The organism is Streptomyces pallidus (ex Mingjun et al. 2026), assembly GCF_051550185.1.
In the GTDB taxonomy this organism is placed as follows: domain Bacteria; phylum Actinomycetota; class Actinomycetes; order Streptomycetales; family Streptomycetaceae; genus Streptomyces.
Window position 1 is genome coordinate 685,829 of sequence record NZ_CP196182.1, and the last position, 14,018, is coordinate 699,846.

Annotated in this window: 11 protein-coding genes and 1 pseudogene; 2 read left to right on the forward strand and 10 right to left on the reverse strand. The window is 73.0% G+C overall.

What is annotated here, in order from left to right; all coding sequences use genetic code 11:
• Positions 1-40: 40 nt before the first annotated feature.
• From ACSHWO_RS37855 to ACSHWO_RS37865, 3 genes are all read right to left on the reverse strand, one after another.
• Entirely contained in the window at positions 41-1,057 is a 1,017-nt protein-coding gene (locus tag ACSHWO_RS37855) for an MmyB family transcriptional regulator (RefSeq protein WP_438319842.1), read from the reverse strand.
• 55 nt (positions 1,058-1,112) lie between these two features.
• A complete protein-coding gene (locus ACSHWO_RS37860; protein ID WP_438319787.1) occupies positions 1,113-1,271 on the reverse strand; it encodes a response regulator in 159 nt (52 codons plus the stop codon).
• Positions 1,272-1,418: 147 nt separating this feature from the next.
• A complete protein-coding gene (locus ACSHWO_RS37865; RefSeq protein WP_438319788.1) occupies positions 1,419-1,841 on the reverse strand; it encodes a hypothetical protein in 423 nt (140 codons plus the stop codon).
• 553 nt (positions 1,842-2,394) lie between these two features.
• Between ACSHWO_RS37865 and ACSHWO_RS37870 the strand changes: the two are divergent.
• Positions 2,395-2,502: pseudogene (locus ACSHWO_RS37870) on the forward strand (IS5/IS1182 family transposase); the annotation flags it as partial.
• 84 nt (positions 2,503-2,586) lie between these two features.
• Here the strand turns inward: ACSHWO_RS37870 and ACSHWO_RS37875 are convergent.
• The 7 genes from ACSHWO_RS37875 to ACSHWO_RS37905 form a co-directional block, all read right to left on the reverse strand.
• Positions 2,587-5,952 carry a tetratricopeptide repeat protein gene (locus ACSHWO_RS37875; RefSeq protein ID WP_438319789.1) on the reverse strand — a complete coding sequence of 1,122 codons (3,366 nt, stop codon included), beginning with the start codon at positions 5,950-5,952 and terminating at the stop codon, positions 2,587-2,589.
• Positions 5,953-6,039: 87 nt separating this feature from the next.
• Complete coding sequence (locus ACSHWO_RS37880; RefSeq protein WP_438319790.1) at positions 6,040-6,369, reverse strand: trypco2 family protein; 330 nt, start codon at positions 6,367-6,369, stop codon at positions 6,040-6,042.
• 628 nt (positions 6,370-6,997) lie between these two features.
• Entirely contained in the window at positions 6,998-8,407 is a 1,410-nt protein-coding gene (gene aspA, locus ACSHWO_RS37885; RefSeq protein ID WP_438319791.1) for an aspartate ammonia-lyase, read from the reverse strand.
• A gap of 64 nt (positions 8,408-8,471) precedes the next feature.
• Positions 8,472-9,494 carry an asparaginase gene (locus tag ACSHWO_RS37890; RefSeq protein ID WP_438319792.1) on the reverse strand — a complete coding sequence of 341 codons (1,023 nt, stop codon included), beginning with the start codon at positions 9,492-9,494 and terminating at the stop codon, positions 8,472-8,474.
• A gap of 79 nt (positions 9,495-9,573) precedes the next feature.
• Positions 9,574-11,013: an amino acid permease gene (locus tag ACSHWO_RS37895; RefSeq protein ID WP_438319793.1), complete on the reverse strand. Its 1,440-nt coding sequence runs from the start codon at positions 11,011-11,013 to the stop codon at positions 9,574-9,576.
• Positions 11,010-11,741: a FadR/GntR family transcriptional regulator gene (locus tag ACSHWO_RS37900; protein ID WP_361098627.1), complete on the reverse strand. Its 732-nt coding sequence runs from the start codon at positions 11,739-11,741 to the stop codon at positions 11,010-11,012. Before ACSHWO_RS37900 ends, ACSHWO_RS37895 begins: the two co-directional genes overlap by 4 nt.
• 31 nt (positions 11,742-11,772) lie before the next feature.
• The gene (locus ACSHWO_RS37905; RefSeq protein ID WP_438319794.1) at positions 11,773-12,564 is read right to left on the reverse strand and encodes a gamma-glutamyl-gamma-aminobutyrate hydrolase family protein; all 792 of its coding nucleotides are present in this window, start codon (positions 12,562-12,564) and stop codon (positions 11,773-11,775) included.
• 260 nt (positions 12,565-12,824) lie between these two features.
• Between ACSHWO_RS37905 and ACSHWO_RS37910 the strand changes: the two genes are divergently transcribed.
• Positions 12,825-13,733, forward strand: a complete 909-nt coding sequence (locus ACSHWO_RS37910; RefSeq protein ID WP_438319795.1) for a LysR family transcriptional regulator — start codon at positions 12,825-12,827, stop codon at positions 13,731-13,733.
• Positions 13,734-14,018: the final 285 nt, after the last annotated feature.

Here is a 14,018-nt window from a genome sequence, read left to right on the forward strand (position 1 = left end):
GCGACGAGCCATCAGCCCCTACGACACCACGAGTTCAACCTCAGCAGCCGTCGGTGCGGGGGGCGTCTTGCCGAACACCGGGCCGCCGAACGTTGCTCGTCCTACCGGGGGAGCGCTCGGCTGGCGCGGGGACGTGGTCGGCGGCCCAGCTGGCCAGGATGCGCAGCGCGTCTTCGGAGTCGCTGCCCGGCTCGGCACCGTAGGCGAACAGGATGAGGCCGTCTGCGGGCAGGTCGAGGGATTCGTAGGCGAGGTGAAGGGGGCCGACCACGGGGTGGTGGATGGCTTTGGCGCCCTGGTGGTACTGGCGGACGTCGTGGCCGGCCCAGCGGGTACGGAAATCGTCACTGCGGGTGGACAGCTCACCAATGAGGTCGGTGAGGTCCTTGTCGTAGGGGTCGCGGCCGGCCTGGGCGTGCAGGAGAGCGACCAGGTTGTCGGCGGCGCTTTCCCAGGCGCCCCAGAACTGGCGGGAGCGGGGGTCCAGGAATATGAACCGGCCATGGTTGGGGGTGGCTCCCCCGGCAGCTTCGATCATGGGGGCGTACAGGGCACGGCCGAGGCTGTTGGCGGCCAGGACGTCACCACGGCCGTTCAGGACGAACGCCGGGCAGGCCATGGAGTCCAGGAGACGCTGCAGGTTCGGCCGCACCGAGGCGGCGGCGGCCCGGCCGTCGGCGTCGACGTCCCGGACCGGCGGCGCGGGCGAGAGGTCGCCCCATCCCGGGCGATAAGTCCGTCCATCGGTTGGGCCCCGGGCAGGAACCACGGAATACCCGCGTTGCGCGGCAACGCGGGCGGTAACTCGAACTCCGCGCGTGAGGTGCACGGCGTCCCCGCCGCGGTGCACCTCGCGGGTCGCCGGGTCGACGACCAGCGGCCCGGCCCGCAGCGGCGTGTCCGGGGCCGGCCCGGACGGGCCCGCCGGCTGCGGCGCAGCAGCGCGTGAAAGGCGCAGCACCAGTTCCTCCAGTGCGAACGGCTTCACCAGGTAGTCGCCTGCCCCGGCCTGCAACCCCGCCACCCGGTCGGCGAGCTCGTCGAGGGCCGACAGCATCAGCACGGGCGTCCCGTCGCCCCGGTCCCGCAGGGTCCGGCACACCTCGTACCGGTCAGCCGGGCATCGACACGTCCAGCACCAGGACGTCGGGGCTGCGCTCGGCGAGCAGCGCGAGCGCCCCGTGCCCGTCCGCGGCGAGTAGCACGGTGAGGCCGCTCAGCCGCAGCCCGCGTTCCAGCGAGCGCCGGGTGGCGGCGTCGTCGTCCGCCACGGGCACCACGCCTGCGGTGGCCGCCCTACCGGCATGAGCCCCACCTCCCGTCCGGCCCCTTCCCGGAGCCGGTGCCCGGCCCTCTCGCGCCGACGCGTGCGGCGCGAAGCCGGGCCGGGCCTGGGACGGGTCATCCGGGCCGGTGCGTCAGCGCCGGCAAGCGCGGCTCTCGTCACCGTCCTTGCAGATGGTGACCCAGGGGCCGTCGAAGTAGGCGACGGGGCCGACGGCGGCAGTGACCTCCAAGGTACCGGGGCCGCACTGCTTCTGCGGGGACTTGGACCACACCTCGAGGTGCCTCGGCTTGCCGATGGGGAGCCCGACACCGACGGCGATGGTGTAGCAGGCCTTGGGGTCGGTGACGGTCAGCTTGCCCTTGGCCGTTATGGTGCCCTCCCCGTTCGCCCAGACGCCCGTCATCATGCCCGAGCCGTGCGCACCGGCGACGCTCTCGTTCCAGGGCTTCGGGTCGGGGATCCAGTCGGCGGAGGCGGCGGAGGCGGTGCTCGCGGTGGCCCCGATCATGAGTAAGGCGCCGGCGGCCGCGGCGGCGGCCATGAACTTGCGCATGACGCAACGTCCCTTCGTCGTGTTCGTGCTGCGTTGACGACCGGACGCTAGCGAAGGGGCATATCCCCGCATTATCGGAAACGGCCCGGGCGGAGGGCCCGGCCGGGCTCTCGCCACCCACCGGCGGACCGCGGACGAACCCCGACCGCAACGGCACGCGAACCCCGCCGCTCACCAGGGCAGAGGGCCCGCCGCGTCGAAGCAGCCGCCGGTCGGGCTCCGGGCCCTGCCGAGCCATCCGAACGATCACCTCGGCGCCCTGCTCGACGGTCTGCGTGCCCTCGTGCCGGTTCAGGTCCGTCGCGGTGTAGCCGGGCCGGCCGCACGACCCCGGAACACCGCAGCGCGCACCCGATGCGTCCGACTTCCACCTGCCGGCCACCCGGTGTCCACTGTGCACCGGACGGCATCTCCACTGAGTGAAGGCGACCGGATTGGACGGCGTGCTCCGGTCCCGGGTCATGCACTGCACAGTGCGGGCCCATTCGAGGTGTTCCCTCGGCGACCCTGCTGGTCGCTTACGGAACCCGGCCCGACCCGCTCGTGCGCAGCGCGCAAGATCCGGGCAGTGATCCCGCAGCCGACCGACCAGAACGCCCACCGCAAACGCCTCGGCAGCAAGGGCGGCAGGCCTCCGGCCTTCGACAGGACCGCCTACCAGCTGCTCCCGCCTCGCGCGCAGGACGTGGCGTAGAGCTGCGCCCGCACCCCCGGCTCGCCGGGATCCCGCACGACGCCCGCCGGATCAGCGCCGCTCGTACAGCGCCAGTTCGGGCAGGAGGCGGAACGCCTCGCGGGCCGCGGCCAGCGCCTCGTCCCACCGGTGCAGCCCCTCCAGCCTGCGGGAGAGCGTGTACAGGGCCTTGGCGAGGTCGGGGACGTGGGCGGGGCGGGTGGCGGCCAGGGTGCGGTAGACGGCGACGGCTTCCTCGAGGGCGGCGAGGGCCTCCCCCGGCCGGCCGGACTGCTCCCGCCGGACCGTCACCGCGATCAGGCTGCTCGCCAGGCCTTGAAGGTGGGCGTCCGGGTCGCGGGAGGCGAGGGTGCGGCGGATGCCGAGGGCTTCCTCGAGGGCTGCCAGGGCCTGCTCCGTGCGCCCCACGGCCGCCAGCCGGGTGCCGAGGGTGTGCAGTTGCACCGGCAGGTGGGGCAGGTGGGCCTCGGGGTAGGCGCGCGTCAGGCCGCGGAGGATCCGTACGCACTCCTCGGTGGCGGCGAGAGCCTGCTCGGGCCGATCCAGGGCCGCGTGGAGCGCCGCGACCGTGCTCAGGCTCGCGTTGAGCGCCATCAGGTGGGCGTCGGGATGGATGGCGACCAAGCCCCGGTGAATGGCCAAGGCCTCTTCGGCGGCGGCCAGGGCCTCTTCCTTCCGGCCCGAGTCCTCCAGGGCCCAGGCCAGCCTACCCAGACTCTGGGCCAGCTGGGGCAGGTGGGCGTCGGGGCGGGTCCTGGCCATGGCGCGGCTGAGGTGCACCACGCGTTCGGCCACCGACAGGGCCCCGTTCAGCCAGCCCATCTCCGCACCTTTGACCGCCATCTCGCTCAGCGTCGCGACGTGAGCGGGGGAGTGCGCAGAGCCTGCACCGACCATGCCGTCGTGCAGCCGGGCGGCTTCGATGAGCGCCTCCATGGCCTCCTCCTTCCGGCCCAGGTCCCACAGGCGTTCGGAGTGGACGTTCAGGCTCCGGGCGAGCTGGCGGGCCTCGGCGTCCGACCCTGCCCCGGCCTCGCGACGCAGGCGCACCGCCTCCTCGGACGCGGCCAGCGCCGCCTCCTGCCGCCTGAGATCACCCAGCAGGGTGGCGAGCTTGTTCAGACTCTCGACGAGGTCGGGGGTGCGGCCGCCGCCCAGACCGCGGGAGAGCGCCACGGCCTCTGTGATCGCGGCCAGGGCCTCCTCACGGCTCCCGAGGTCACGCAGCCGGTCGGCGTACGCGTTCAGGCTCGCGATCAGGGGGACGGCGTCCGCCAGGGAGCGGGCGACGGTGACGGCTTCCTCGGCGGGGGCCAGCGCCTCCTCCCGCCGGTCCAGAGCCGCCAGGCGCGAGGAGAGGGAATGCAGGCTCCACACCAGGTCGGGGGTGTGGGGGAGGCCGCGGTGGCGGGCGACCAGGTGCCAGGCCAGCTCGCATGCCCAGACGGCCAGGCGCTGGCTGCGCGGGACCCGGTCGTCGAGCTGCCTGAGGGTGTCCAGCGGGGTCCGGGGATCAGCGGCGATCTGCTGCAGGCCGGCCACGAGCGGGCCGGGGCGCTCCACTTGGGTGGCGACGGCCATCGCCGTGGGTGCCAGGACGGTGCGGTGCCGGACGCACAGCGCGGTCAGCTGGTCGTCGAGCCGCCCCGCGAAGACGGCGTGCGCGGCCGCGCGCCCGTAGAGGGTCAGCAGCCGGCCCGCCTGCTCTTCGGTGATGCCCGGTACGAGGTCGTGGGCGAGCCCGGGGTGCGCTTCCAGGCGGCGGCCGACCAGACGCTCCGTCAGCCGGTCGGGCTGCAGGCTGCCCCACGGACCCGAATCGGCCGACGGGTAGAGGGCGGCGATCCAGGCCAGGACGGCATCGCGGCGGTCGCGCGGCTGGTCGGCCAGCCCGCCGACCTTGCGCAGGACCTCGGCGGCCTGGTCGCGGCCGGCGGCCCCCACCAGCAGGGCGGCGGCGAGCGCGGCATCGAGGGTGGCCGTGCTCAGCGCCGGACTGAGACCGCAGGCGGTCGCGCTCTGCTCCCAGTAGCGGCGCTCGTGCAGGAGCAGGCGGTCCTCGACACCGGCCGCGGGGCCCGCCCCGTCCTCGGCCGGACCGGGGTCGGCGGCGTCCAGCAGATCGGCCAGGGCGGTCATGTGCAGGGTCAGCGCGTTGTCCATGCTCGCCCGGTTCGCCTCGAGGGAGGGGAGGGCGGCGGCCAGCGCCGGCCAGTCGGGCCCCTGCCGGCCGCGCACCTCGGGCAGCGCGGCCGCGAAGGCCTCCGCCGCCCGCCGGTACGCCTCCGGACGCGCGGCCGCATCGCTCTCCAGCGCCGGCAGCGCGGCCACCGGGGTGCCGTCGAGTAGTTCTTCGGCGGTACGGCTCACCGCCTGCGCGCTGGCCCACCAGTCCCCGGCCGTCCGGGCCAGCAGGAAGACCTTGAACGGCGTGGCACCCCCGTGCTCGGCGGCGGCCTCCAGGATCGCGGCGAACTGTGCCGCGCGGGTCTCCGCGTAATCCAGCACCACCAGCAGCGGCTTGGCGGCCCGGCCCACCGCCCGCAGTTCTGCCGGAGTGGCCCCGGCGCGCGGCCACAACACCGCCCAGCCGTCCGGAGCCAGGGTGGCGGCGAGCTGGTGGGCCAGCCGGGTCTTCCCCTGCCCGGCCGGGCCGTGCAGCAGCCAGCTGCCGAACCCCTCCTGCCGGCACCAGCGAGCCAACCGGCCCAGCAGTTCCTCGCGGCCGTGGAACGCCACGACCTGCCGGGCCGCCTGCAGCAGCGCCGCCGCCGAGCCCAGACCGCCGGCCGGCGCCACCGGACCGGCCTCGGCCAGGTCCTGGAACTCGACCGCTTCGAGCACCATCGCACCGGCGCAGTGCTCGGCCAGCACGGCCCGGAACTCCGCGTCGTGGTGCAGCACGTACGCCGGCACCACCGAGAGCGCGGCATGCCCGGATCGGCCCGCGTCGGCCGCGACCACCCCGGTCAGCAGGCGGCCGCAGAACATCGCGGCCCCTGACAGCCCGCCCCACGGCGACGACCCGTCGGTCGGCCAGACCGGCGGACGGGGGCCGAGGTCCATCACGTGCCGGTTGGCCACGAAGCCACTGCCCGGATTCACCGTCCCCGCCAGCTGCGCGGCCTCCACCGCCGCCCCCGGCCGCTGCACCACGTCCGGTACGCCCCAGGTCGCGCAGGGCTGGCCGGGCTGCTCGGTCACCAGGCGGCCCCAGCGCACCCCCGCGCCCGCCGGTGGCCGCCACCCGGCGTCGTCCACTTCCACCAGGGCCGCATCGTCGCGCCCGCCGGGCGTGCCGCACCACACCACGGCCCCGCCGAACACCGCGTCGCCGCCCGGCCGGAACACCTGCACCAGGGTGCCGCGCCGACCGGCCACGTGTGCCGAGGTCAGCACCAGCCGCGGACCGATCACGTACCCCGATCCCGGCCCGCCCGGTCCTCCGACCGCGACCAGACGATCCCGCCTCATCGCATCCCCGTCCCGTACGCCGACGCCCGGTCAGTCCTGGATCCGGGCGCTCACGTCGCCGGGACCGGCCGGCCGGTCGGCGCCCCCGCTGACCAGCAGATCGCCGCCGGCGGGACTCCTCGGGGTGAGGGTGAACGACACCCGGTGCGTCCGGCCGCGGGCCACCCCGGCCTCCGCGTCCGCCGTCACGGCCCACACTCGGAAGCCCGCCTTCGCCCGCGCATCGGCGCGCAGTTCGACCTCGAACTCCATCTCCACCGGCCCGACCACGAACGAGATCTCGTGTCCCGCACCGTGCGCCGCGGCCTGCAGCAGCTCGTCCCGCACCGCCGCCACCGCGTCCGCCAACCCGATCTCCACGCATCCCACCCCGTCCCCGTCGACTGCACGTCTGCCCAGGCCGAGCGTAGAGGCACGGCACCGCCCTGCGCAGGCGGTCATGAACAGTTGTCCGAGTCGGGACGGGGGCGCAGGGCGGTTGCCCGCTACGGCAGTGGGGCGAACGGGGCGAGGATCGCGCGGGCGCCGGGCGGGTCCAGGCGTTACGCGACGTTGGTCGCACAGCAGGCACCGCCCCGCACGGCACCGTTCGCTGCGCCCGGGGGCGGCCCCGCCTCATCCGCGCCCTCTACCGGAGTCCACCCTCCATACGACCACTGACCAGCTCCGCGGGCGGTGTGCGGACCAGTCCGTGACCGTGGCCGTTGCTCCGCCGTCTCACCGGGTGAGGGTGAGGGTGAGGTGAGACGGCAGAGCAACGGTGCCCTGGACGGTGTCGCGGTGTCGCCGTGTCGGCCGAGGCCGCGACGGTCTCAGGGCTTGCGCCGGGCACGGGGGTGGCGTCGGTCGTGCCCGGCGAGGACACCGCCGCCCAGCACCACGGGATCCGCCCACGGCAGGCACCACGGCCAGCCCCCCGGCAGGCCGTTCCCGCCCGCTGCGATCCCCGCGGTGCCGGGCTCTGGTGCCCCGCCCCCGCCAGGGGGTGTCAGGTACGGGCCGGGCCGGTTCCCGCGATCACCTCGGGCCGCAGCAGGGCGGTGAGTTGCTCCGCCGGCAGCAGGCCCCGTTCCAGGACGAGTTCGGCCACACCCCGGCCGGTGACGAGGGCCTCCTTGGCGATGTCGGTGGCGGCGGTGTAACCGATGTGCGGGTTGAGGGCGGTCACCAGGCCGATGGAGTTCTCGACGGTGGCGCGCAGCACTTCGGTGTTGGCGGAGATGCCGCTCACGCAGCGTTCGGCGAGGGTGAGGCAGGCCGCGCGCAGGTGGGTGACGGACTTCGACAGCGAGTGCAGGATGACCGGCTCGAAGGCGTTGAGCTGGAGCTGGCCGGCTTCGGCGGCCATGGTGATGGTGATGTCGTTGCCGATGACCTCGAAGGCGACCTGGTTGACGACTTCGGGGATCACCGGGTTGACCTTGCCGGGCATGATGCTCGAGCCGGCCTGGACCGGCGGCAGGTTGATCTCGCCGAGTCCGGCGCGGGGCCCGGAGGACAGCAGGCGCAGGTCGTTGCAGGTCTTGGACAGCTTGACGGCGATGCGCTTGAGGACGCCGGACAGCTGGACGAAGGCGCCGCAGTCCTGGGTGGCTTCGACCAGGTCGGGCGCGGTGACCAGGGGCAGGCCGGTGATGGCGGCGAGGTGGCGGCGGGAGGCTTCGGCGTATCCGGTCGGGGCGTTGAGGCCGGTGCCGATGGCGGTGGCGCCGAGGTTGATCTCGTGGATGAGGCCGAGGGCTTCCGCGAGCCGGCTGCGGTCCTCGTCCAGCATGACGGCGAAGGCGGAGAACTCCTGCCCGAGCGTCATCGGCACGGCGTCCTGGAGCTGGGTGCGGCCCATCTTCAGGACGTCGTGGAACTCGGCGGCCTTGCGGGCGAAGGCGTCCTGCAGGACGGCCATGGCGTCGAGCAGGCCGCGCACCGCGAAGACGGTCGCGATGCGTACGGCGGTGGGGTAGACGTCGTTGGTGGACTGGCCGAGGTTGACGTCCTCGTTGGGGTGCAGGTGCCCGTACTCGCCCCTGGTGTGGCCCAGCAGCTCCAGCGCCCGGTTGGCGATGACCTCGTTGGCGTTCATGTTGGTCGAGGTGCCGGCGCCGCCCTGGATGACGTCGACGACGAACTGGTCGTGGAGCTTGCCCCCGCGTATCTCCTGGCAGGCGGTGACGATCACGGCCGCTTTCGCGGGCTCCAGCAGGCCGAGTTCCGTGTTGGCGAGGGCCGCGGCCTCCTTGACGGCGGCGAGGGCGTCGATCAGGTGCGGGTAGGTGGAGATCGGCGTGCCGGTGATGGGGAAGTTCTCGGTGGCGCGCAGGGTGTGGACGCCCCAGTAGGCGTCGGCGGGGACGTCGCGGTCTCCGAGCAGGTCGTGTTCACTGCGGCTGGAGGCGGTCATGGGTGTGCGGGTCCTCTTCCTGAGGTGGGCGGATCGAAGGGGTGTGGAAAGGGGGAAGCGGGTGTCAGACGGTCACGGTGGCGGGGGCGCCAGGCGGGTTCAGGGCCGACACCGGGCGGATGCTGCCGACGGGCCGGCCGCCGCCGGTCACCGGCTCGCCCGCGAACCCGGCCAGCAGCCGGGGGTCGACTCCCGCGCAGGCGAGGGCGGCGGCCGTCACCGCGGTACGCGCCCGGTCGGCCCCGTCGGCGATTTTCACGGCGATGGCCCGGCCGTCGGGCAGTGCGGCGACCTGGACGCCCTCGAAACCGTCCTTGGCCAGCAGCCCGGGCACCGCGCGCATCAGCTCGGCCGTGTCCCGCCCTGTGCCGGAGGCCATCTCCGGATGGACGCGCAGCGCGTCCGCGACCCGGTGTTCGGCCGTGTCCGGCCCGGCCGTGGCGATGCGGGCGGCGGCGCGGGCCAGGCCGTGCAAGGACACCGCGAACAGCGGGGATCCGCAGCCGTCGACGGTGACGTTCGCGACGTGCTGGCCGGTGAGTTCCTCAACGGCCTCGGCGATCATCCTCTGGAGCGGGTGGTCCGCATCGAGATACGTCTCCAGGGGCCAGCCGGACAGCTTGCACAAGTACAGCATCGCCGCGTGCTTGCCGGAACAGTTCTGGGCGAGCCGCGACGGCCCGCGGCCCTCACGCACCCAGGCGTCCCGGACGGCCGGGGCGTAGGGAAGGTCGGGGACGTTGCGCAGATCGTCCTCGGCGAGCCCGGCCAGGTCCAGGATGAGCCGGGTGCCCGCGAGGTGGTGCTCCTCGCCGGAGTGGCTGCCCATCGCGAGGGAGAGCAGGACGCCGTCGAGCGGCAGTCCGGCCCGCACCATCGCGACGGCCTGGACCGGTTTGAGGGCCGAGCGCGGGTAGCAGGCGGCTTCGATGTCGCCGATGCCCAACCGGACGCCGCCCCCGCTGTCGAGGACGACGACGGAGCCGTAGTGGACTCCCTCGATCACACCGCCCCGCATGACGTGGGCGACGGGGGCGTGCTGGGGCTCGCGGACCGCGGGAGCGTCCGCGAGGAGAGGGCTGTGCATCACTGCCTCGTTCGGTGGTGGGTTGCTCTGACCGGCTGGCCGGCGAGGGGCCCGCACCGGGGCCGGCCCCTCGCCCGACTCAGCTGTCGCTCTTGGCGGCGGCGCGCGCCACGCGGCCGCGGACCGCGTACCAGCCGGCGACCAGTGCCGCGGCGATCAGCGGCACGCACAGCACGGTGGTGCGCGCGGCTCCTCCGTCGGCGTACATGAGGACCAGGACGGAGGCGAGGAACGCCAGTGTCACCAGTTCGGTCCACGGGGAGCCGGGCAGGCGGTAGGCGGGGCGGGTCAGCTCGCCCCTACGGGTCTTCTGCCAGAACAGGAGGTGGCAGATCATGATCATGCCCCAGGTGGCGAGGATGCCGATCGCGGCGAGGTTGAGGACGATCTCGAACGCGTCCGCGGGGACCACGAAGTTGAGCCCGACGCCCAGGACGCACATGCCGCTGGTGAGGAGGATGCCGCCGTAGGGGACCTGGGTGCGGCTGAGCCGGGCGGTGAAGCTCGGGGCGGAGCCGTTGACGGCCATCGAGCGCAGGATGCGGCCGGTGGAGTAGAGGCCGGAATTGAGCGAGGACATGGCCGCGGTGAGGACGACCAGGTTCATCACGTCGCCGGCCGCCGGGACACCGATGTGGGACAGCACGGTCACGAACGGACTCTGGCCGGCGCTGTAGCTGCTCCACGGCATCAGCATCGACAGCAGGACGACCGAGCCGACGTAGAAGAGGCCCACGCGCCACATGATCGAGTTGATCGCCTTGGGCATGATCTCCTCGGGGTTCTCGGTCTCACCGGCCGTGACGCCGACCAGCTCGACGGAGGCGTAGGCGAAGACGACGCCCTGGATGATCAGCAGCATGGGAAGCAGGCCGTTGGGGAAGATCCCGCCGTTGCCGGTGATCAGGGCCGGCCCGGGGACGGCGCCGTCGACGGGGTGCCGGGTCGCCAGGAGGAAGATCGCGATCGCCATGAAGACGACGAGGGCACTGACCTTGACGATGGCGAACCAGAACTCCAGTTCGCCGAAGATCCGCACCGAGATGAGGTTCACGGTCAGGACCACGGCCAGGGCTATGAGCGCGATCACCCACTGCGGGACATCGGAGAACAGGTGCCAGTAGTGGGTGTAGGTGGCCACGGCGGTGATGTCGGCGATGCCGGTGGTCGCCCAGTTCAGGAAGTACATCCAGCCCGCGGTGTAGGCGCCCTTCTCCCCGAGGAACTCCCGGGCGTAGGAGACGAAGGCGCCGGAGGACGGCCGGTACAGGACCAGTTCGCCGAGCGCGCGCACGACGAGGAACGCGAAGATCCCGCACACGGCGTAGGCGACGGACAGGGAGGGCCCGGCCTCGGCGAGGCGTCCGCCGGCGCCGAGGAAGAGTCCGGTGCCGATCGCACCCCCGATGGCGATCATGTTGACGTGCCGGGGTTTCAAGGACTTGCTGTAGCCGGTGTCCCCGGCGTCGACGTGACGGGTCGTGGGGCGCTTCTCGTCTTTGAGGAACTGCTCGCTCACGCCTGGGGTCTGCCTTCCGTAGGGGCGGTGGTGCGCTGGGGGCGCACGATGTCGGTGAGGGTCGTCTCGACCCGCAGCAGGTGGTGGGACATGGCTTCCACCGCGTCGTGCTCGCTGCCGTCGACCAGCGCCTCGAGGATCGCCCGGTGCTCGCAGTTGGACTGCTCGCGCCGGCCGCCCAGTTCGTTGAGGAAGGTCGACTGACGCGCCAGTGCGTCGCGGATCTCCTCGATGACGCGGCGGAAGACGGGGTTGCGGGAGGCTTCGGCCACCGCCAGGTGGAAGACGGTGTCCATCGCCACCCACGCGGTGGTGTCGGTCTCCTGCTCCATCCGGTCCAGCAGATGGCCCAGGTGGTCCAGGTCCTCGGGGGTGCGGCGCCGCGCGGCGTACCCGGCGACCGGGATCTCGACGTGCCGGCGCACTTCCAGCAGGTCGCTGGCGGCGTAGTCGCCGAAGGTGGGGTCCTCGACCGTGTTCGCCAGGACGAACGTGCCCTTGCCGCTCTTGGAGACGGTCAGCCCCATGGCCTGCAGGGCCCGCAGGGCCTCCCGCAGTACGGGCCGGCTGACCTCGAGGGCGCGGCACAACTCGGCTTCGGAGGGGAGCTTGTCGCCTACGACGTACTCACCGCGCTCGATGGCGCTGCGCAGGTGGCCGAAGACCGCTTCCATGGCGCTGACGCGCCGCGGAAGGGAGCCACCTGTCTGGCTGTCTGACAGGTTCACGCTGTGATCCTGCGGCGTGCACCGCAGGGTGTCAAGACACCTGTGTCGGGAAAATCCCCTCCGGCGAGCTTCGCGCCGTGCGCTCCTTCCGTCCGGCCGCCGAAGCCTCGTCGGTGTCCGCGCTGAAGGCCGCGGCAGCCACCAGGGCCTGCACGAGCGGCATGTCCACGCCCATCTCCGGATGCCACTGGACGCCCACGGCGAAGCGGTGCCGGGTGCTCTCGATCGCCTCCACCGTGCCGTCCGCCGCACGGGCGGCCACGGTCAGCCCCGCCCCGAGGCGGTCCACGGCCTGGTGATGGTGGGTGGCGACCTCGCGGGTCCCCGGCAGGAGGGCGCCGATCCGCGTCCCCGCCACGGTGGTCACCGCGTGGGCGCAGAAATGGCCCCGGTAGGGGTTGTGGCCGTGGTGGCCCACACGGTCGGGCAGGTGCTGGATGAGGGTGCCGCCCGCATGCACGTTCATCAGCTGCATTCCCCGGCACACCCCGAGCACGGGTATGTCGCGGGCGAGGCCGGCGGCCAGCACGGCCTGCTCCCACGCGTCGCGCTCGCGCACCGGCGGCCCCGTACGCGGATGGGGCACCGCCCCGTACAGGGCGGGATCCACGTCCTCGCCCCCCGTCAGGACGATCGCGTCCAGGCGTCCGACCACATCGGCCGCGGCCTCCGGCGCGTCCGGCGGCAGCAGCACGGCGCGCCCGCCCGCCGCATGGACACAGCTCGCGTAGGCCGCGGGCAGCACCGCGGCGGGCAGGTCCCACTCGCCCCACTGCGCGGTGGCGAGGAAGGTGGTGAGTCCGATGAGCGGTTGCTGGGGCATACCACTTCCTTTCGGGGCATGAGGGGTGCCCGTCGACGACGGTTCGATCCGCACCGCCCGCCGCCCTGCCCGGCCACGGCAGGCTGTGGCGGAGGCAGAGGCGGTACCGGTGGAGGGCGCCGTGAGGGCGGGGGAGAGGCGTTCGCGCGGCCCGGGAACACAGGCTTGCGTTTTTCCTGCCGCGAGCAAGAATCCTGCTGGCGTTCATCTCGAATCACAAGAAAACACATCTTCGCGACAGATAAGTGAGCCTTAACTCCGTGCACGGACTCGACCCCCGCCTGCTCGCCACCCTCGAAGCCGTCGTACGGCACGGCTCCTTCAGCGCCGCCGCACGCGAATTCGGCTACAGCCCGCCCGCCGTCTCCCAGCAGATCGCCGAACTCGAACGCCGCGCCGGTCTTCGGGTGCTGGAGCGCCGCCCCGTGCGCGCCACACCGGCCGGCGAGGTCCTCCTCGACGCCGAACAGGGCGTCCGCAGCGCCCTGGCGGCCGCCTCGGCCGAACTCGACGCCATGCGCACCGGAACGGCCGGACGGATCCGCCTCGGAGCCTTCGCCTCCGCCGCCACCAGCATCGTTCCCCAAGCCCTGGCACAGCTTCACGCCGCCTACCCCGACGTCCAGGTCAGCCTCTGCCAACTCGAACCCGAAGCCGGCTACAGCCGGCTCAAGCGCGGCGACATGGACCTGGCCCTCAGCTACGACTACGACTTCATCCCCGTGTCCCCGCCCCGGATGCTGCGCCGGACCCTGGTCGCCCGGGACCCGGTGGTGGCCGTCGTCCCGGCCGACCACCCCCTGGCCGACAGGGAGGTCATCGACCTGGCCAGCCTCGCCTCCGAGACCTGGATCGCCGCCCCGGAGGCCGCACTGCGCCTGGAACTGCTCTCCCAGATGGCCAAGACGCCCGGCTTCCAGGCCCGCCTGCAGTACGAGGGAGACGACTTCAACACCGTGCTCGGCTTCGTGGCCGCAGGCCTGTGCGTGGCCCTCATGCCGCAACTCGCCCTACCCCGCACCAGACCCGAGATCGCGGCCCGCCCGCTGGCCAACCCGCAGCTGACACGCTTCATCTACGCCGTCCGCATCAACACCCGGCACGCCCCACGCGCCGTCCTGGACCTCGAGCAGATACTCACCGCCCAAGCGCGGGCCGCACTCTCCTGACGCGCACGGCGCCCGCAACTACAGGCGGCCGGCCCACAGCCTCAGCACGCATCCGCCCCCGCAGCCCGCAGCCCGGGACGGCGCTGGCTGCGGGAAGGTGGATCGGAGGGCTGCTTCCCCGTCCCCTTCCCGCAGGCCCATTGGACTCCGCAGCCAGAGGCGAACAGGCCATGAAGGCCACATGAAAAACAGCCAACTTGGCGCCGCTTGCACGCGCGTAGACCCCTCCGCGAGGCCAACGTTCCCAGTGCGTCCGACTATCGGACGCGGTGGCTGAAAATTAAA